Source organism: Promicromonospora xylanilytica, assembly GCF_054782895.1.
Genome location: NZ_BAAGRP010000015.1, coordinates 26,524 through 45,004 on the forward strand (window position 1 = coordinate 26,524; position 18,481 = coordinate 45,004).

Below are 18,481 nucleotides of genomic sequence, written 5' to 3' on the forward strand. Positions count from 1 at the left end.
CGGGGCTACGCCCCGGTCACATCTCCGCCGCCAGGCGCCGGTCGACTCCCGTCCCGCGCTCCGGGTCGCTCCCGCGCACGTGGATCTCGACGCTCCGGGCGGTCGCCCGGTACAGCCGCAGCTCGGCGTCACCGCTGAGCTCCTCCACGCCGTACGCCCGCACTCCCTTGCGGACGGACGAGAAGGCGGCGGCGACGGCCTCGTGGAGCTCCGCGTCGGGCACCTGGGCCGCGTCGGCGCCGATGTAGACGGCGGCGATGTCCGGGCCGGGGTCGACCTGTGAGTTGAAGATGACCAGCTCGACGCGGGGTTGCGCGGCGACGTTGCGCGAGTGCCGCGCGCGGGGAGACGAGATCCAGTAGAAGTCGCGGTAGCCGGCGTGATTGTAGAAGACCGGCGAGACGCGCGGCGTGCCGTCCGGCTGGGCCGTGCCGAGCACCATGAAGTGGTTGTCGTCGATGACGCGTCGTGCGATGTCCCGAGGTTCCATACCGGGTGGACGGGCGGCGTGAGAGGAACTCATCGGGGACTGTCGGTGTCTCGTCCTACGGTGTGTGCAGCGGCCGTGGCCACGAGCCGCCGGTCAACGACACGAGGTGATGGCGATGACGCTGCGCTGGTACTCGACCGTGGTGGAGTCCACGGACCACAAGAAGCTGGCCCGCTGGTGGGCCGAGGCCCTGGGCTGGGAGGTCCGGTTCGAGCTCGACTCGGAATCCGTGCTGGTGCCGCCGTGGGCGGTCGAGCTCTCGGAGAAGCTGGACTTTCACCAGGTGCCGCCGGGCATGGTGTTCGTGCCGGTGGAGCACGAGAAGGCCGGCAAGAACCGACTGCACTGGGACTTCGCGCCGCACACGAGCGACGACCGGGACGCCGAGATCGCCCGGCTCGTCGGGCTGGGGGCGACGGTGATCGACGTCGGGCAGCCGGAGGACGCGACCTGGACCGTCCTGGCGGATCCGGACGGCAACGAGTTCTGCGTGCTCTCGGCCAGGGAGGTGTAGCCGGGCGGGGGAGCGCGTGGCGTGGCGATGAGTTCGCCGGGCCGTCGTCGTCCACGCTGCATGAAGACGAAGAACCTCGCACAGCTCTATGACCTCGCCCCGCTCGACTGGGCGCCGGTGGCGGCGAGCCTGGACGGGCTCACGCAGGCGCCGGGAACCGGCGGGCCCGACCGGCACTCGCACTGGCTCACCACGATCAACGCCGACGGAAGCCCGCACGTCACGGGGATCGGGGCGATCTGGTTCGACGGTGCGTACTGGGTGGTCTCCGGCCGCTCCGTGCGCAAGGGCCGCAACCTGGAACGGGACCCGCGCTGCTCCGTCGCGGTGGCGACCGGCGACTACGACACGGTGGTGGACGGCTTCGCGGAGCTGGTCACCGACCCGGCCACCGTCGCCAAGGTGGCCGAGGTGCTCCAGGACGGCGGCTGGCCGTGCGCGCCGGACGGCTCCGGCGTGGCGCTCACCGCTCCGTACAGCGCGCCGTCGGCGGGTCCTGCCCCGTGGCACGTGTACCGCGTGACGCCGACCAAGGCCACCGCGCTGCTCGTGAAGGACCCGGGCGGCGCGACGTCGTGGTCGTTCGACTGAATCCACGTCCATTCCGTGAGACCCGCGTCTCATACGGCTGGGCGCGCGCGTAGGCTCCGGACATGGCACAGGTGGGCAGGACAGAGGGTATCGACCTCGCAGTGGTCGCAGGTGACGGCATCGGCACCGAGGTCGTGGAACAGGGGCTCGCCGTGCTCGAGGCGGCACTGGCGCCGTCGGGCACCAAGCTCTCGACCACCGAGTTCGACCTGGGCGCGCGCCGCTGGCACGCCACGGGCGAGACCCTCACCGACGAGGACCTCGAGAAGATCAAGGGTCAGGACGCGATCCTGCTCGGCGCGATCGGCGACCCGTCGGTCCCGAGCGGGGTGCTGGAGCGCGGTCTGCTGCTCAAGCTGCGCTTCGCGCTCGACCACTACGTGAACCTGCGGCCGACCAAGCTCTTCGAGGGCGTGTCCAGCCCGCTCGCGAACCCGGGCGAGATCGACTTCGTCGTGGTCCGTGAGGGCACCGAGGGGCCGTACGTCGGCAACGGCGGTGCGCTCCGCGTCGGCACGCCGCACGAGATCGCCACCGAGGTCAGCGTCAACACCGCGTTCGGCGTCGAGCGCGTGGTCCGGGACGCGTTCGCCCGGGCCGCCGCCCGCCCCCGCAAGCACCTCACGCTGGTGCACAAGCACAACGTGCTGGTGCACGCCGGCCACCTGTGGCGCCGGACGGTCGAGGCCGTGAACGCCGAGTTCCCCGACGTCACGACCGACTACGCGCACGTGGACGCCGCGACCATCTATCTGACGACCGACCCGAGCCGGTTCGACGTGATCGTGACCGACAACCTCTTCGGTGACATCCTCACCGACCAGGCCGCCGCGATCAGCGGCGGTATCGGGCTGGCGGCGTCGGCCAACATCAACCCCGACCGCACCGCGCCGTCGATGTTCGAGCCGGTGCACGGCTCGGCCCCCGACATCGCGGGCCAGGGCAAGGCCGACCCGACGGCGACCATCCTGTCGGTCGCCCTCCTGCTGGACCACCTGGGCTTCACGGACGAGTCCGCGAAGGTCCAGGGCGCCGTCGCGGCGGACCTCGCGGAGCGCGGCGACGCGGTACGCACGACCGACCAGGTAGGCCGCGATATTGCGGCCCGCGTGACCGAGTAAGCCCGCTGTACGACGGCGGACGCCCGGGTCACGCAGACCGAACCCGGACGCCGCCGTCATACGTCGAAGGCCGTCCGGGCAGGCGCCCGGCACGGAATGCTCCTCCTGCCTTGCCGGGCGTGGAAGACTGACAACAGCATTCCGGTGAAAGGCATCGACATGACGACAACGACGGACCCCATCCTCCCCTCCCGGCTCGAAGACCTGGTGGCGCTCTTCGACGTGCGGCCCACCGACGTGCCGACGCCGGACGCCGAGCGCGCCGAGGCGCTCCGGGCGCCCAGGTTCGGGACGGTGTTCACGGACCACATGGCCCGGGTCTCCTGGACGAGCACGGACGGTTGGAAGGACCGGCGGATCGAGAAGTACGGTCCGCTGCAGCTCGACCCCGCGACGGCGGTGCTGCACTACGCGCAGGAGATCTTCGAGGGGCTCAAGGCCTACAAGCACGCCGACGGCTCGATCTGGACGTTCCGTCCCGACCAGAACGCGGCCCGGTTCGCCCGTTCGGCGCACCGCCTGGCGCTGCCCGCGCTCAGCGTGGACGACTTCATCGGGTCGCTGGCCGCCCTGGTCCGGACGGACATCGAGTGGGTGCCCGACGGCGAGGACTCGTCCCTGTACCTGCGGCCCTTCATGTATGCGTCGGAGGTGTTCCTCGGCGTGCGGCCCAGCCTCGAGGCCGAGTACCTGGTGATCGCCTCGCCGGTCGGCCCGTACTTCCCGGGCGGCGTGAAGCCCGTGTCCATCTACGTCTCCGAGCAGTACCACCGGGCGGGCCCGCCCGGGGGCACCGGCGACGCGAAGTTCGGGGGCAACTACGCCGCGAGCCTGCTGCCGCAGCTCGAGGCGCAGAAGCAGGGCTTCGACCAGGTCTGCTTCCTCGACGCGGCCACCAGCACCTACCTCGAGGAGCTCGGCGGCATGAACGTGTTCCTCGTGACGGACGACGGCAAGCTCCACACGCCCGAGCTCGGTTCGATCCTGGAGGGGATCACCCGCGCCTCGGTGCTGCAGCTCGCCGCCGACCGCGGGTACGAGGTGGTCGAGCGGCGCATCCCGCTCGCGGACATCGCGGCGGGGCTCGAGTCCGGCAAGGTCAAGGAGTTCTTCGCGTGCGGCACGGCTGCCGTCGTCACGCCGGTGGGGCGCCTCGCCGGGGCCACGTTCGACCACGAGATCAACGGCGGTGAGCCGGGCGAGCTCACGATGGCGATCCGCCAGGAGCTCACCGACATCCAGTACGGGCGCGCGGAGGACCGGCACGGCTGGATGCGTCGGCTGGCCTGATCAGCCCCAGAGCCGGCCGACCGCGTCGCGGGCGACGAGGAACCCCACGATCCCGACGACCCACGCCGTGGTGCTCGCGGCGTTCTTCGTGAGCCACCTGTCCAGCCGGCCGAGCGGGCGCTCCACGAGCCGTGCCGCGAACACCCGTGCGGCCAGGAGGACGAGCGCCGGCGCGATCATCACCACGCAGTAGCCCACGATCCAGAGTCCCGACATCGGCCAGTCGGGACCCTGGGTCCCGATCAGGCCCAGCGCCGCGAGGTACGGGAGCATGGAGGCCACCTCGACGAGGCCCGCCCCGACGGCCAGCGCCGCGAGCGCCGTCCCGCTGCCGGACTCGCTGCTCAGGACCCGCTCGCGCCACCTGCTCAGGCGTCCTGGGCGGACGGGCTCGCCGGCGGTGGCGGTGTCGCTGGTGCTGCTCATCGTGCCGGGCGTGGGGCTTCCCGGCGCCATGGCCGCGGCCGGCTCGGTGCGCTTGCTGCCCCCGACGGGCTCCAGCTTGAAGCTCCACGCGAACAGCCCCACACCGACCACGAGCTGGGCGATCAGGAACGGGCGGGTGCTGGACAAGGTGGTGAGCGTGTCGCCGAGGGCCCCTGCGCCGAGCAGGATCGCGAGCCCGACGAGCGCGTAGAACCCGGCGATCGACCCGAGGTAGAGAAGCATCCGCCCCACCCGGACGCGGCCGGGAGACATGAGCAGCCACACGGGGATGAGCAGGGTCCCGAAGCTTGTGGAGTCGATGAGCGCGAGCACGGCCAGGGCGCCGATCAGCGCGGCGCCCGTGAGCTCGGCGGAGAGGAAGTCCATGCGGACAGCCTGGTGCAGGCTCCGCACGTGCGCATCGACCGAAGCGCCGAGCCCGCGTACATCGTTCGGATGACCCGCGGTGTGCGCCTCCGTGCTGTGATGAGCACATGCTCCGCCTGACCGCCCTGATCGCTGCCGTCACCAAGGCCTACCTGGCCGAGGACCGGCGCGGCGACGTCCTCACGGCGGCCGTGCTGTTCGCTCTCGCTCTCGCGCTCGACGCGCTCGGCCTGATCCGCACGTCCTGGAGCGGGCTGCCGGACGTGCCGTCCTGGTGGTTCGTCGTGCCGGCGGCCGTCGGCTGTACCGCGCTCGTCTGGCGCAGGGCCTACCCGCTCGCCGTGCTCGGCGTCACCGCGGTCGCGTCCGGCGTGGACGTGGCGCTCGGCGGGAGCGTGGGCCTGATCGTGATCCTGTGGGAGGCCCTGTACGGGGTGCACCTCTACGGTGGCCGCAGGTCGCGTCGGATCAGCGCGGTCGGTGTGGGCGTCGTCTCCCTCGCCGGCATGATCGTGGTCGGCGAGGTCACGGGCGAGGCCAGGTACGTGATCCTCGCGGGGCTCCAGGCGGTCGCCCTCCTCGTCACGCCTATGTGGTGGGGTGCGAACGTGCGCCAGGGCCGAGAGCTCACCGAGGCCGCCCACGCGCGGGGGCGGCTGGAGGTGGAGCGCAGCACGGCGCTGCTCCACCTCGCCGAGGCCGCACGGCACGACGCCGTGCGTGCGGAGCGCACGGCCGTCGCCCGCGATCTGCACGACGTCGTCGCCTCACACCTGTCGGCGATCACCATCACCTCGGGTGCGGCGCTCGCAGGTCCTGCGGAGCCGGAGCGTGACCGGGCGGCGCTGCGCAGCGTCCGCGCCGAGAGTCTTGCCTCTCTGCAGGAGATGCAGGCCATGATCAGGGTGCTGTCCGCCGAGACCGATCCCGACGGGTCGAAGCCGAGTGGGCAGGCGGACCTGCTGGCCGCGCCGCGCGTCGCCCAGCTCGCGCCCGTGCTCGAGCAGGTGCGGCTCGCCGGGGTGGAGCTGACGTCGACCGATCCCGACGACGTGCTGACCGGTGGCACGGTGCTGCCCACCGCGGTGGACCACGCGGTGTACCGGGTGGTGCGGGAGTCGCTCACCAATGTGCTCAAGCACGGCGGCTCCCGCGCGGAGCTCCGTATCGCCGCGGGAGAGAGGCTGGAGCTCGAGGTGCACGACGACGGGGTGCGTCCCGGTGGCGCGCCTGACCCCGCCGACGTCGGGGGCGGCACGGGACTCGGGCTGCTCTCGATGCGGGAGCGCGTTGAGTCCCTCGGCGGCACGTTCTGGGCTGGTGCTGGGCCCGGCGTCGGCTGGCGCGTGCGCGCCGCGCTGCCGCTGCCGGACCACGCCGAAGCGGCGCTCGGGCTGGTGCCAGGCGCTGGGTCAGGGCTCAGCGCATGATCCGCGTGCTGCTCGCCGACGACCACGCGGCGATCCGTGCGGGCCTGCGCATGCTCCTCGCGACGGCCGACGACATCGAGGTGGTCGGCGAGGCCGGCGACGGCGCGGTGGCGGTCGCGAACGCGCGGGCACTGCGCCCCGACGTGGTGCTCATGGACGTCCGGATGCCCGGGACCGACGGCGTGACCGCCACCCGGCAGATCGTCGAGGAAGGGCTGTCGGAGGTCCTGGTCCTGACGACGTTCGACCTGGACGAGTACGTGTTCGGCGCCCTCAGGGCCGGCGCAGCCGGGTTCCTGCTGAAGACCGCGGAGACGACGGCTCTGGTCGATGCGGTGCGCCACGTCGCGGCCGGTGACGGCGTGGTGGCACCCGAGGTGACCCGCCGGCTCATCGCCGAGCTGTCGGCGCCACGGGAACGCAACGGGGGTGGGAGCAGGGACGGTGAGCGGCGTGAGCTGCCCGCCGACCTCACACCGCGGGAGCGCGACGTGCTCGCCGGCCTCGGCTGCGGACTGTCGAACGCGGAGCTGGCCACCGAGCTGACGATCAGCGAGGCCACGGCGAAGACCCACGTGTCGCGGGTGCTCGCCAAGCTGGGCGTGACGTCCCGCGTCCAGGCCGCGATCGCCGCACGCGATGCGGGGCTTGCCTAGAAGGGTGGTTCGTCGAGGTCGGGCTGGCCGGTCGGTGTGGTCGGTGTGGTGCCGGGCTCGGTGGTGGCGTACCGGCGTGGGAGTCGTCGACCGGTCAGAGCATGCAGGGACAGGTCGTGGCTGGTGTCGGGGTCGATCTGGTCGAGCTCGACGTGGGTGTCCAGGACGGTGGGCGGCCGGGTGTGGACGCGGCCGGTGGGAGTGGTCCAGGTCGTGACCGCGGTGACAGGGTCGCGGACGATGCCCCAGCCGGCGTGAGTCTTGAGCAGGTGGTGCTTGCGGCACAGGGCGTGCAGGTTGTCGGCGTTGGTCTGCCCGCGCCGGTCGTCTCCGTTCTCGCTCCTGTTCGTGGTGCCGTGGCTGTTCTTGTGGTTGTCCCCGCTGTCGTGGTCGAAAGGTTGGATGTGGTCGAGATCGCAGCGGCTCGCTGGCAGGTCGCAGCCCCACAGGAAGGTGCAGGCCCCGTCCCTGGCCTCGACCGCGGCCCGCAGCACCTTGCCCGGCTGGTAGGTCGTGGAGGAGTAGTCGGTCAGGATCCCCGTGACCGGGTCGGTCAGCAGGCGTTGCCAGGTGGCATCGGTCGCGATGATGCGGGCGGTCTCGGCAGGGATGGGGCCATAACCGTCCAGATGTCCAGGTGCCTGGTCCAGCCCGAGCAGCGCACTGGCGGGGATGGTGACTCGCACGACCGGACGGGTCGGCGTGATCCGCACCGGCCGCACGACCTGCTGCACCGGCGCGCGGCCACCACACGTGCACACGGGCGGGTTCACACCGTCCGTTCCCTCGCTGCTGCCATTGCTGCTCCCTCTGCTCGTCCCGCTCCCAGGGCCGTCGTTCGAGCCGCGGTCTGCGGGGTTCGCGCGAGTACCCGCGGCGAGCTCGGTCGGGTGGGTAGTCGCTGACTCAGGCGAGGGCACTGTAGACGGCTCTGCAGACGGCTCTGCAGACGGCTCTGCAGACGGCTCTGTGTCGGTCTCTCTGTCGGTCTCGTGGTCGGTGAAGCGGTCGGCGGGCAGGAGGCGGCCGGTGACGATCCCGGTCAGGGAGTCCGCGCGCAGCTGCCCGAGGGTGCGGTCCTCGCCGGTGGCACGTCGTAGCTGGTGGGCCACGTCGTCCACCACGCTCCAGACCGCTGCGGCGTCCGTGGCGGGCAGGTAGGCGGAGAGCCAGCCCATGTCGTTCTCCGCCCGGTCCACCTGCACGCACCGGCGCTGGGCGGCCGCCTTCGCGGTCTGTGCCGCGCCGTGGCGGGCCTTGGCGAACGCGAGCATGCGGGTCTGCAGCCACTTCCACGTGCGTCGCGGCGCCTGGGGAAGATACCGGTCGATCGCCTCAGCCCGCTCGCCCACGGTCAGCTGGGATGCCGAACGCAGCAGGACGTGCGCCTTGCGCACGTCGATCCGCCCCGCGACCAGCGCAGCGATCACGCTCGGGTGCCGGGCACCGGACTCGGCACGCACCACCACCTCGACCGCTTCCGGCTCGGTGACCACCAGCTCACCCGTGACCTGCCCGACGAGCGAGTTGTGCGCCAGGGCGTGCGTCTCCCTCGCGGAGCGTTCGGCCACGACGCGGGCCTGCACACCCGCCATCCAGGACTGCACCCGCCCACAGGCGACCATCAGGTCCCCCAGGGCATCATCGGACAGCTCGGCCAGCCGATCGGGATCCAGCTCAGTCGGCCGGTCCACGGTCTCGGCGACCACGCGAGCCAGCTGCGCGCCCGGCGCCTCGGCCAGCGCACGCCGCAGACTCTCGACCGGCCACAGTGCGATCGGCACCGCGTCCGGCGGCCAGTCCGGCCCGATGGCGGCAGGCAGATCGTCCGGCACCGCACCGTGCGGCGACCGCCATCCGTCGTCCCGGAACGGGTCGTCCAGGAGCGCGGCGGGCACGCCGTCATCGTGCAGTCCCTCAGCCATGCCGACCCACCCCCCCGCACGATCTGTGCATCAATAAGCCCTGCTGTGAGCGTCAATTCAGCGGACGCGTGTTCGATATTCAGCCTACTGCGTACCACTGACACTCGCCCTGCCTTCTGCCTCGCGCCCAGGGCAGGCGGGTGCGGTCGCCTGAGGTGCCCGGCCTGGGCTCTCACGACACCCTCGACCGTCGTGCCTGCTGGCCGACTCATCGCTGCCTCTGCCCCGTCCTCCGACCCGAACGCCGTGGGCGGGCGACGAGTGAGCAGGGCGGCGCCGCCCCTGCTCGGCAGCGACAAATCGGCGGAAAGCGACTGCCCGAATGTCTTGACTTCACCCGGTGCCGCCCCGAGCATGGGAGCGTTCCCACAGGTGCACACGAGAAGGGCCTCGTCATGCAGAGAACTGCGCGCACCCTGGCCGGCATCGTCGCCGGCCTCGCACTCACGCTCGCCTCGGTCGCTCCGGCGGCCGGGGCCGGAACGACCAGCGGTCCTGAACCCGGAGGCATCGCCGCGCTCCAGGACCAGGGCCAGGGCCAGGACCAGAGCCTGAACCAGAGCCACAGCACGGACCACCTCAGCACACACCACCACGGCACAGACCACCGCACCCACCACCACAAGGCGAAGCACCGCCCCACGAAGGTCGCCGACATCGCCGCCGACATGCAGCCGGGCTGGAACCTGGGCAACAGCTTCGACGCGACCGGTGACGACGAGACGTCGTGGGGCAACCCGCGGGTCACCGAGGAGCTCCTGGACCAGGTGCGGGCCCAGGGTTTCAACAGCATCCGCGTGCCCGTCACGTGGGGGCAGCACCAGGGCGGTGCGCCCGACCACACCATCGACCAGGCCTACCTCGACCGGGTCGAGGAGGTGGTGGGCTGGGCGCTCGACGACGGTTTCTACGTGCTGATCAACATCCACCACGACTCCTGGCAGTGGGTGAACACGCTGCCCACCGACCACGACGCGGTGCTCGACCGCTACACGGACACCTGGACGCAGATCGCCGACCGATTCAGGGGCGCCGACGGCAGGCTGCTGTTCGAGAGCGTCAACGAGCCCCAGTTCACGGGTAGCCCGGGCGAGGCGGCTGACCTGGAACACCTGGCCGAGCTCAACCAGGTGTTCCACGACGTCGTGCGCGCCTCCGGAGGCGGGAACGCGACCCGGCCGCTCGTGCTGCCCACGCTGAACACCGGTTCCGAGCCGGCCAAGATCGATGCGCTCGCGGCGCAGATCGCCGCCTTGGACGACCCGAACCTCATCGCGACGGTGCACTATTACGGGTTCTGGCCGTTCAGCGTAAACATCGCCGGGTACACCCGGTTCGACGCAGAGGTCCAGCAGGACGTCACCGACACGTTCGACCGGGTGCACGCCGCGTTCGTGGCGCAGGGAGTGCCGGTGCTCCTGGGGGAGTACGGGCTGCTCGGGTTCGACCGGCACACCGGCACCGTCGAGCAGGGTGAGAAGCTGAAGTTCTTCGAGTACCTCGGGTACACGGCCCGCGAGCGAGGCATCACCACGATGCTCTGGGACAACGGGCAGCACTTCGACCGCACCGCCCACGCCTGGCAGGACACCGCGCTGTTCGACCAGATCTCGTCGAGCTGGACCGAGCGGTCCGGGACGGCGTCGTCCGACCTGGTGTTCGTGCCTGCGTCGGGTGCCGTCGCCGCGCAGGGGCTGACGCTCCATCCGAACGGCACCACGTTCGAGGCCCTGCTGCACGACGGCACGGAGCTGGCCGCAGGGGCGGACTACACGCTCACCGGTGACGAGCTCACGCTGTCCGCCGCGCTGCTGGAGCGGCTGGCGGGCGACCGCACCCCAGGGCCGGCCGACGAGCTGGTGGTCCGGTTCTCCGGCGGTGTGCCGTGGACGCTGCGGGTCGTCAACCAGGAGACACCGGTGCTGCGTGACGCCTCCGGCACGACGGCGTCGTTCGCCGTACCGACGTCGTTCACGGGCGACCTGCTCGCGACCATGGAGGCGCGGTACGCGGACGGGTCCAACGCCGGGCCGCAGGGCTGGACGCCCTACAAGGAGTTCGACGTGGCGTTCGCGCCGGACTACGGCACCGGGACCATCACCCTCACCCCGGAGTTCTTCGCCGAGGTGAACGACGGGGTGGTCGAGCTGACGTTCCACTTCTGGAGCGGTGACACGGTCCGCTACACGCTGACCAAAACGGGAACGACGGTCACGGGCACGCCGTCCTGACCTACCCGGACTGCTGAGTGCTGGGTATTCGTCGGTTTCTGCGCGGCAGGGCGGCGAATATCCAGCACTCAGCGTCAGGGGGTGCGGCGCACCACCGTGCGGCTCAGGGTTCCCGTGAGCAGCGAGTAGACCGCCGAGCCGATGACGATCCAGACGATCGCCGCGAGGATGGCCGGGACCAGCTCGAACTGGCCCGCGAAGGGCACCGCGGCGAGGATCACCGTGGCGAGCGCGACGACCCAGCCGAAGAACGACCGGGGCCGGGGCGTGCTCATCACCAGCAGGTAGAGCACGGCCGCCGCCGCGAGGGCGAAGAGCGCGCCCGCCACGACCCAGGCCAGCAGGTCGGAGCCGGTGCCGAACAGGTCGGCCTGGGCCTGGATCTCGAGGTTCAGCACCTCCTCGAGGATGAAGTCGGCGGCCAGTCCGATCAGGGCGGCCACGAGTGTCGTCGCCAGCGCGCCGGCCCAGAACCGGCCAACCTCGAGGCCCAGGCGAGGGTTCTCGGTGCCGGAGGTGACGGGCTGCACGGTGGAGCCGTCGGGCACGGGCCGCGTCGGGGTGCCGGGGGTCTGGGCCGGTGGCGGGTACGCCGGTGGCGGCTGCTCCCCGTAGTCGGCGTCGTAGGGGCGGTTCGGGTCACTCATCGCGGTACCTCCCGGTTGTGAGCCCTATGTCCACTCCACCACGGATCAGCGAGAACCGCACGGCACATCAGGCCCCCGAGCAGCAGAGGGGCCCGCTTGACTTCCCATGCTTACTCGGTAACTATGGCGAAAGTTCCAATGCTTACCGAGTAACTATCGGAGGTTCGGCGTGTCCGTACGACAAGGCTTTCTCGCACTCCTCAGCGAGCAGTCCATGCACGGTTATCAGCTGCGGCAGGAGTTCGAGCGTCGCACGGGCGGCACCTGGCCGCTCAACATCGGCCAGGCATACTCCACCCTGACGCGACTCGAGCGCGACGGGCTGATCGAACCCGCCCAGGTGCTGCCCGACGACGGCGACGCGCCCCTCGCGTACCGGCTCACCGACCTGGGACGAACCCAGGCAGCAAAGTGGTGGGACACCCCGGTCGACCGTGGCGCGCCCGCCAGAGACGAGCTCGCGATCAAGCTGGCGCTCGCCGTCACCGTCCGGGTCGACGGGCACCCCGTCGATGTCGCCCGGATGGTGCAGCGGCAGCGCACGGCCACCATGTCGGTGCTGCAGGACTACACGCGGCTCAAGCGCGAGGCGAGCGACGACCTCGCCTGGTCCCTCGTGCTGGACAGCCTCGTCTTCGCCACCGAGGCCGAGCTCCGCTGGCTCGACCACGTCGAGGCGAGCGTGCTCAGGGCGGCCGGGCCGCGGACGGTCCGGCAGGAGACCCGTGCAGACGCGGAGAACGCTGGTGCGACCGAGCCGAAGGAGACCGTCCGATGAACCCGGTCCTGCAGTTCAGTGCGGTGTCCCGCGTGCACGGCAGCGGACCCACCGAGGTGCACGCCCTGCGAGCCGTCGACCTCGAGATCCAGGAGGGTGAGATGGTCGCCGTCATGGGCCCGTCCGGCTCGGGCAAGTCCACGCTGCTGCACCTCGCGGGCGGCCTGGACACCCCGACGTCCGGCACGGTGCGGGTCGCTGGGCAGGACATGGGGTCCATGGGCCTGCAGGAACGCTCTGCCCTGCGGCGGCGGCACGTCGGGTACGTGTTCCAGGACTTCAACCTGATCCCGGCACTGACCGCGCTGGAGAACGTGATGCTCCCGCTCGAGCTCGACGGCAGGGCGACCCGCGAGGCCCGCGTCGCCGGCCTGGCCGCGCTCGAGGAGGTCGGCCTCGAGAACCTGGGCGGCCGGTTCCCCGACGACATGTCGGGTGGTCAGGCTCAGCGCGTCGCGATCGCGCGGGCCCTCGTCGGGCCACGTCGGCTGGTGCTGGCGGACGAGCCGACGGGCGCACTCGACTCCGTGACCGGTGAGGCCGTGATGCGGACCCTGCGGGCCCGCGTCGAGTCCGGTGCGGCAGGCCTGCTGGTCACCCACGACGCACGCCACGCCGCATGGGCGGACCGGACGGTGTTCCTGCGCGACGGCGTCGTCGTGGACTCCACGGGCTCCGCTGCCGGGCCCGAGACCCTGCTGGGGGTGCAGGCGTGACCGCACTGGCGCGCTGGCGCGGCCGCTGGCGGATCGCGCTGCGGAGCGGCGCCCGTGAGGCACGACGGAACAAGGCCCGGACGGCGCTCGTCGCGGTGCTGGTCGGGCTCCCGGTACTCGGTGGTGCGGGGCTGCTCACCGGCCTGGAGTCGACGGAGGTCACGGACACGACCATCGCGCGCGACGTGCTCGGCCCGGACCTGCAGGCCCAGCTGCAGCTCTTCCACCCGAGCGGCGCCGAGCAGTCGTCGAACGGGCAGCAGGCGAGCGTCGTCGACCACGGCGCCGACGCCGAGTGGCCCGCGAGCGCCGAGCTGGAGGCCCAGGCGCGGGCCGAGCTGGCCGACGGCGCCACCCTGGTGCCGTACGCGAACGCCGGCCGGGCGTTGCACGGGCCTGAGCTCGAGACGACGGTCGGCGTGCTGACCACCGACCTCTCCGTGCCGCAGGTCGCGGCCGCCGTCGACCTGCGTGCGGGCGACCTGCCCGGGGCGGGCGAGATCGCCGTGTACTGGCGTACCGCACAGGACCTCGGTCTCGAGATCGGTGACACGGTCGGGACGGAGGGCCTCGGTGACCTCACCCTGACCGGACTGCTGACGAAGCACCAGCCCACCAGGGCCGCAGCGGTCGCCCACGTGCCGGACGGCGCCCTGCCCGCCGGGAAGAACGGTCTCGACGAGTCGCTCGCCGACCGCGGCTGGTACGTGGCAGGGGTGCCGGTGACCTGGGGCCAGATCCGTGCCCTGAACGAGCACGGGTTCGTGGTCACCAGCCGGGACGCCCTGGTCGACCCGCCGGACCCGTCCCAGGTCGCGCTCGCCGCGCAGACCGAGGGCGCCGGCGACCGACAGCAGCTCCTGCTCGTGCTCGCCGTGGCAGGGATCGGCCTGTTCGAGGCGGTGCTGCTCATCGGGCCGGCGTTCGCCGTCGGCGCCCGCCGGCAGGAGCGCGCCCTCGGCCTGGTCGCCGCGAACGGCGGCGACGCGCGCGCCCTGCGAGCCATCTCCCTCGGCAGTGCCGCGGTGACCGGCCTCGCGGCCTCCGCCGTCGCGGTCCTGCTCGGGGTCCTCGCCGGCACCGTGGGCGTCTGGTGGTTCGAGATCCGCGGCCTGGTGGTGCCCTGGCCGCAGCTCGGCCTGTGCGTCCTGATCGGGCTGCTGATCACCCTGGTCGCCGCCTGGCAACCCGCCCGGCGGGCGGCACGCCAGGACCCCGTCCTGGCGCTCGCCGGACGGCGCTCCCGTCCCGGACCGGTGGCCTGGCTCACCGTGGCCGGTGTCGCCCTGACCGCGGTCGGCCTCCTCGTCGCGCTCCTGACCGCTCCCACCGGGAGGCCGCTGCTGCTCGCCGGCGGAATCGTGGTCGCGGAGCTGGGGCTGGCGATGCTCGCGGGCCCCATCCTGAGCGGGCTCGGCAGGCTCGCGCCCGTCCTGCCCGTGGCCTGGCGGTTCGCGCTGCGCGACGCCGCACGTCAGCGCGGCAGGTCCGCACCCGCGATCGCCGCGGTGCTCGTCGCGGTGGCGGCCGCCGTCGGCAGCATGGTGTTCGCCGCGTCGAGCCTGGAGCACGACCGGCGCAGCTACACGATGAGCGTCACCGAGGGGACCCTCGCCGTGACCAGCGGTGACACCGCGGACGGCCTGGCACCCTGGACCGCGCCGATCACCGACCAGGTCCGCAGGTTCGTCCCCGACGCCGGGCCGCTCGTCCCCGTCGACACGCTCGCCAGCAGCACGCCCGGAACGACCGCCATGGTCTTCGCCGAACCGCCGGATCCGGAGGCCTTCGGGTACGCCGGTGGTGGTGCGGCGGGCGGCCCGGCGTTCTCCGGCACGCTCGTCGACGACGGGACGCTCGCCGAGTACCTCGCCTACCCCGATCCCGACCGGGCCGCCACGGCACTCGCGGCAGGAAAGGTGGTAGTGCCGCACGGGTACCTCTGGCCCGACGGTACCGCGCACCTGACCGTCAACCAGTACGACTCGGCGACGGGCGACGACGTCGGCGAGCCCCGCACGGTCGTCGTCCCCGCCGTCGCGGCCGGTGACGGCCTCTACGAGAGCCCGCTGCTACCGGTCGTCCCGCCCGCCCTGGTCGACGAGCTCGGCCTCACCACCACGGTCGGCGCCCTCGTCGGCCGCCCCGACACGATGCCCAACCAGGCCCAGATCGACACGCTGGACTCCGCGGTCGGTGCCCTCGGTACCGACGAGGCGGCAGCCCCGTCCCTGACCGCCGACGTCGAACGCGGCTTCCAGGACTTCGGCACCCCGCAGGCCGCCCAGGTGCTCCTGATCGGCCTCGTCGCAGGGTTCGTGGCGCTCGCGGCGGTCTGGATGGCGGCGGCGCTCGCGGCCGCCGAGTCCCGGCCGGACCTGGCCACGCTGTCCGCCGTCGGCGCCTCGCCGGGTACCCGGCGAGGCGTCGCGGGAGCCCAGGCCGGCGTCATCGCGGTGACCGGCACACTGCTCGGCCTGGTCACCGGGCCGGTGCTCGGCATCGCGTTTGTGCTCTACAAGAGGTTCGAGTGGGGCGAGGCGGATCCTGCCTGGCTGGTCGAGGTGCCCTGGCTGGGCATCACGGGCCTGGTCGTCGCGCTCCCGCTGCTCGGCGTGGCGGCCGCCTGGCTGGTCACCCGTTCGCGCGTCGACCTGACCCGCCGCCTGGACGGTTAGCGAACCCCCTGCAGGTCGAGCACCAGGTCCTTGACCGCCGTCGCCGGGACCTGGCCGGCGTCGTCGTCGACCCAGGAGGCGACGGACGACGGCACCTCGGCCGCCGAGCACAGCACGAGCGGCGTGTCCGCCGACGAGTCGGGCAGGCGGCCGTGCGTGCCGCGCACGTACGACGCGTCGAGCGGGGTGGTGCTCATCGCGTACCGCAGGCCCAGCTTCTTGCGCACCAGGTTCATGCCGGCCTTGGCCTTGGCGAGCGGGTCGGCGGGGTTGAAGAACAGCTCGGCGGGGTCGTAGCCCGGCTTGCGGTGGATGTCGACGCCGCGCGCGAACTCGGGCGCGCGGTCGTCGTCGAGCCAGTAGTAGTACGTGAACCACGCGCCGGGCTCGGCCACGACGACCAGTTCGCCGGCCCGTTCGTGGTCCAGGCCGTACTTGGCCTGCGCCTCGCGGTCGAGCACCTCGTCGACGCCGGGTACACCGCGCAGCAGGTCCGCCACCCGGGTCAGGTCGGCCGGGTCGTCGACGTACACGTGCGCCACCTGGTGGTCGGCGACGGCGAAGGCGCGCGACGTCCACGGGTCGAGCTGCTCGCGTCCGTCCTGCGTGTAGACCTCCAGGAAGCCCTCGCGCCGCAGCAGCCGGTTGATGTCCACGGGCTGGTTCGCGGGCCCGATCCCGTACTCGGAGACCGCGACGACGGTGACGCCCGCCGCCTCGGCGTCGTCCAGCAGGGGGGTCAGGGCGGCGTCGAGGTCGGCCGCCGCCCGGTCGGCCTCGGGCGACTCGGGCCCGAAGCGCTGCAGGTCGTAGTCGAGGTGCGGCACGTAGGCCGTCGTGAGCTGGGAGGTCCGCGTGCGCAGCAGGTGGCGGGTCACGTTCACGATCCACTGGGTCGACGCGATCGACGCCGTCGGGCCCCAGTACTGGAACAGCGGGAAGTCCCCGAACCGGCCCACCAGGTCGTCGTGCAGCGCGGCGGGCCGGACGTACCCGTCCGGCGACTTGCGCCCGTCGGCGTGGTAGATCGGGCGGGGGGTGATCGTCAGGTCGGTGGTCATGCCCATCGCGTACCACCAGCACACGTTGTCGGCCTGGTAGGCCGGGTCGTGGCGGCGAGCGGTCTCCCAGACCTTCTCGCCGGCGACGAGCTTGTTGTGCTGGCGCCAGAGGTACACGTCGCCGAGCTCGCGGAAGTACCACCCGTTGCCGACGATCCCGTGCTGTGCCGGCATCAGACCGGTGAGCATCGTCGACTGCACGCTGCAGGTCACGGCGGGCAGCACGGTGGCGAGCTCGGACTGCCAGCCGGACGCCGCGAGCCGGCGCAGGCGCGGCATGTGGGCGAGAGCGCGGGCGGTGAGTCCGACGACGTCGAGCAGGAGGACGGGCTTCATGCTTCGGTTCCTTCCGTGGTGGCTTCGGCCGGGCCGGTCAACAGGTGCTTGCGGGCCCACCGGAGCTCGGCCGCGATCCCGGCGACCAGGCCCGCCTCGCCCGGTGCGCCGCCGTCCACGCCGTCCGGCAGGACCGACCACGTGTACGTCTCGACGTCGAGGTGCGCCTCGGCGCCGTGCGGGGCGGCCCGGACGGCGGCGACGGCGTCGCGCAGCACCTCGGTCGTCGCGGCCAGCGGCGCCGCCGGCTCGTGGTGCAGCGGCACGTGGAAGTGCACGCGCCACGGCCCCTCGCCCGGCAGGCCCGGGCGGCGGTCGGTGTCGCCGAGCGCCACCGGCAGGTCGTCCGACGCGAGGACGTCGCCCGCCGCCGTCAGCTCGCGTACCTGGTGCAGGTAGCGCTGCTCGACGAACCGACCCACGGCGTCCCGTGCGCCCGGCGCGGACAGGTCCGCGACCTCCAGCGCCGCCGAGGCCTGCACCTTCACCACGCGCAGGCCGGCGTCGGTGATGCGGCGGACGGCGCCGGCCGGGTCGGCGAACGAGACGGCCAGGTGACAGGTGTCCAGGCAGACACCGATGTACTCGGGGTCGATCCGGCGGTCGACGGGCCACTCGGGGCCGGTACGTGCGGCGAGCCACGCGACCACGTCGTCCACCGTGTCGAGCACGCAGCCCGGCTCGGGTTCGACGGCGATGCGCACGGTGCGGCCGGTGCGCCGCTCCAGCTCGCGCAGCTCGGCGGACAGCGTGGCGAAGGCCTTGGTCGCCTCGTCGTCGTCCGCGCGGGTCCAGGGGGCGCGCCACGCCAGGGGCAGCGTCGAGATCGACCCGGCGGCGCCCTCCGGCAGCAGGTCGGCGAGCACCCGGGCGCACGCGAGGACGTAGTCGAGGCGGGCCCGCTCGGCCCAGGTGGGGGAGTAGACCGCGAGCTTGACGACCTCGCGGTGGAAGCCGCCGTACGGGAAGGCGTTGAGCGTGTGCACCTGGAGCCGGTGCTCGGCGAGTGCCGCACGCAGCCGCGCACGGTCCTCCGCGGAGGCGTCCAGGCGGTGTGCCACCTCGGCGGGCAGCCACAGGCCGACGCCGAGGGTGTCGAGGCCCGCCGCCTCACGGACCGGTCCGGAGTACCGGGCGAGCTGGTCGATCACGCCGTCGAGGTCCTCGGCGGGGTGCACGTTGGTGCAGTAGGAGAGCAGCATCG

General features: G+C 72.4%; 16 protein-coding genes. 10 read left to right on the forward strand and 6 right to left on the reverse strand.

What is annotated here, in order from left to right; translation table 11 throughout:
- Positions 1-16: 16 nt before the first annotated feature.
- Entirely contained in the window at positions 17-523 is a 507-nt protein-coding gene (locus ACYVK7_RS14975) for a pyridoxamine 5'-phosphate oxidase family protein (protein ID WP_460888520.1), read from the reverse strand.
- An 82-nt stretch (positions 524-605) separates the two neighbouring features.
- Between ACYVK7_RS14975 and ACYVK7_RS14980 the strand changes: the two genes are divergently transcribed.
- The 4 genes from ACYVK7_RS14980 to ACYVK7_RS14995 all read left to right on the forward strand — a co-directional run bounded on the left by ACYVK7_RS14980 (position 606) and on the right by ACYVK7_RS14995 (position 4,006).
- On the forward strand, positions 606-1,004 hold the full coding sequence (locus ACYVK7_RS14980) for a VOC family protein (RefSeq protein ID WP_460888521.1): 399 nt from the start codon (positions 606-608) through the stop codon (positions 1,002-1,004).
- Positions 1,005-1,064: 60 nt separating this feature from the next.
- The gene (locus tag ACYVK7_RS14985; RefSeq protein WP_460888522.1) at positions 1,065-1,595 is read left to right on the forward strand and encodes a pyridoxamine 5'-phosphate oxidase family protein; all 531 of its coding nucleotides are present in this window, start codon (positions 1,065-1,067) and stop codon (positions 1,593-1,595) included.
- 62 nt (positions 1,596-1,657) lie between these two features.
- Complete coding sequence (locus ACYVK7_RS14990; protein WP_460888523.1) at positions 1,658-2,716, forward strand: 3-isopropylmalate dehydrogenase; 1,059 nt, start codon at positions 1,658-1,660, stop codon at positions 2,714-2,716.
- 159 nt (positions 2,717-2,875) lie between these two features.
- Positions 2,876-4,006, forward strand: coding sequence for a branched-chain amino acid aminotransferase (locus tag ACYVK7_RS14995; RefSeq protein ID WP_460888524.1), 1,131 nt, complete (start codon positions 2,876-2,878; stop codon positions 4,004-4,006).
- Here ACYVK7_RS14995 and ACYVK7_RS15000 read toward each other — a convergent pair whose 3' ends face one another.
- The gene (locus ACYVK7_RS15000; RefSeq protein WP_460888525.1) at positions 4,007-4,819 is read right to left on the reverse strand and encodes a GAP family protein; all 813 of its coding nucleotides are present in this window, start codon (positions 4,817-4,819) and stop codon (positions 4,007-4,009) included.
- Positions 4,820-4,926: 107 nt separating this feature from the next.
- Here ACYVK7_RS15000 and ACYVK7_RS15005 point away from each other — a divergent pair, with 107 nt between their 5' ends.
- Both ACYVK7_RS15005 and ACYVK7_RS15010 read left to right on the forward strand, forming a co-directional pair.
- Positions 4,927-6,249 carry a sensor histidine kinase gene (locus ACYVK7_RS15005; RefSeq protein ID WP_460888526.1) on the forward strand — a complete coding sequence of 441 codons (1,323 nt, stop codon included), beginning with the start codon at positions 4,927-4,929 and terminating at the stop codon, positions 6,247-6,249.
- Positions 6,246-6,905, forward strand: a complete 660-nt coding sequence (locus tag ACYVK7_RS15010) for a response regulator (RefSeq protein WP_460888527.1) — start codon at positions 6,246-6,248, stop codon at positions 6,903-6,905. The genes ACYVK7_RS15005 and ACYVK7_RS15010 overlap by 4 nt, the downstream gene beginning before the upstream one ends.
- Here the strand turns inward: ACYVK7_RS15010 and ACYVK7_RS15015 are convergent.
- Positions 6,902-8,830 carry an HNH endonuclease signature motif containing protein gene (locus ACYVK7_RS15015; RefSeq protein ID WP_460888528.1) on the reverse strand — a complete coding sequence of 643 codons (1,929 nt, stop codon included), beginning with the start codon at positions 8,828-8,830 and terminating at the stop codon, positions 6,902-6,904. The two genes, ACYVK7_RS15010 and ACYVK7_RS15015, sit on opposite strands and share 4 nt — an antisense overlap.
- A 395-nt stretch (positions 8,831-9,225) precedes the next feature.
- On the opposite strand from ACYVK7_RS15015, the gene ACYVK7_RS15020 reads away from it, so the two are divergent.
- On the forward strand, positions 9,226-11,061 hold the full coding sequence (locus tag ACYVK7_RS15020) for a cellulase family glycosylhydrolase (protein ID WP_460888529.1): 1,836 nt from the start codon (positions 9,226-9,228) through the stop codon (positions 11,059-11,061).
- A 74-nt stretch (positions 11,062-11,135) separates the two neighbouring features.
- Here the strand turns inward: ACYVK7_RS15020 and ACYVK7_RS15025 are convergent, their stop codons facing one another.
- Positions 11,136-11,708 (reverse strand): hypothetical protein, encoded by a 573-nt coding sequence (locus ACYVK7_RS15025; protein ID WP_460888530.1) that lies wholly within the window; start codon positions 11,706-11,708, stop codon positions 11,136-11,138.
- A 169-nt stretch (positions 11,709-11,877) separates the two neighbouring features.
- On the opposite strand from ACYVK7_RS15025, the gene ACYVK7_RS15030 reads away from it, so the two are divergent.
- From ACYVK7_RS15030 to ACYVK7_RS15040, 3 genes are read left to right on the forward strand one after another with little or no spacing between them, the layout of a single operon-like run.
- Complete coding sequence (locus ACYVK7_RS15030) at positions 11,878-12,486, forward strand: PadR family transcriptional regulator (protein WP_460888531.1); 609 nt, start codon at positions 11,878-11,880, stop codon at positions 12,484-12,486.
- The gene (locus tag ACYVK7_RS15035) at positions 12,483-13,202 is read left to right on the forward strand and encodes an ABC transporter ATP-binding protein (RefSeq protein ID WP_460888532.1); all 720 of its coding nucleotides are present in this window, start codon (positions 12,483-12,485) and stop codon (positions 13,200-13,202) included. The genes ACYVK7_RS15030 and ACYVK7_RS15035 overlap by 4 nt, the downstream gene beginning before the upstream one ends.
- Positions 13,199-15,880, forward strand: coding sequence for an FtsX-like permease family protein (locus ACYVK7_RS15040; RefSeq protein ID WP_460888533.1), 2,682 nt, complete (start codon positions 13,199-13,201; stop codon positions 15,878-15,880). The genes ACYVK7_RS15035 and ACYVK7_RS15040 overlap by 4 nt, the downstream gene beginning before the upstream one ends.
- Here the strand turns inward: ACYVK7_RS15040 and ACYVK7_RS15045 are convergent.
- Both ACYVK7_RS15045 and eboE read right to left on the reverse strand, forming a co-directional pair.
- Positions 15,877-17,277 carry an alkaline phosphatase family protein gene (locus ACYVK7_RS15045; protein WP_460888534.1) on the reverse strand — a complete coding sequence of 467 codons (1,401 nt, stop codon included), beginning with the start codon at positions 17,275-17,277 and terminating at the stop codon, positions 15,877-15,879. The genes ACYVK7_RS15040 and ACYVK7_RS15045 overlap by 4 nt on opposite strands.
- The gene (gene eboE, locus ACYVK7_RS15050; protein ID WP_460888535.1) at positions 17,274-18,479 is read right to left on the reverse strand and encodes a metabolite traffic protein EboE; all 1,206 of its coding nucleotides are present in this window, start codon (positions 18,477-18,479) and stop codon (positions 17,274-17,276) included. Before eboE ends, ACYVK7_RS15045 begins: the two co-directional genes overlap by 4 nt.
- Between the last annotated feature and the right edge of the window lie 2 nt (positions 18,480-18,481).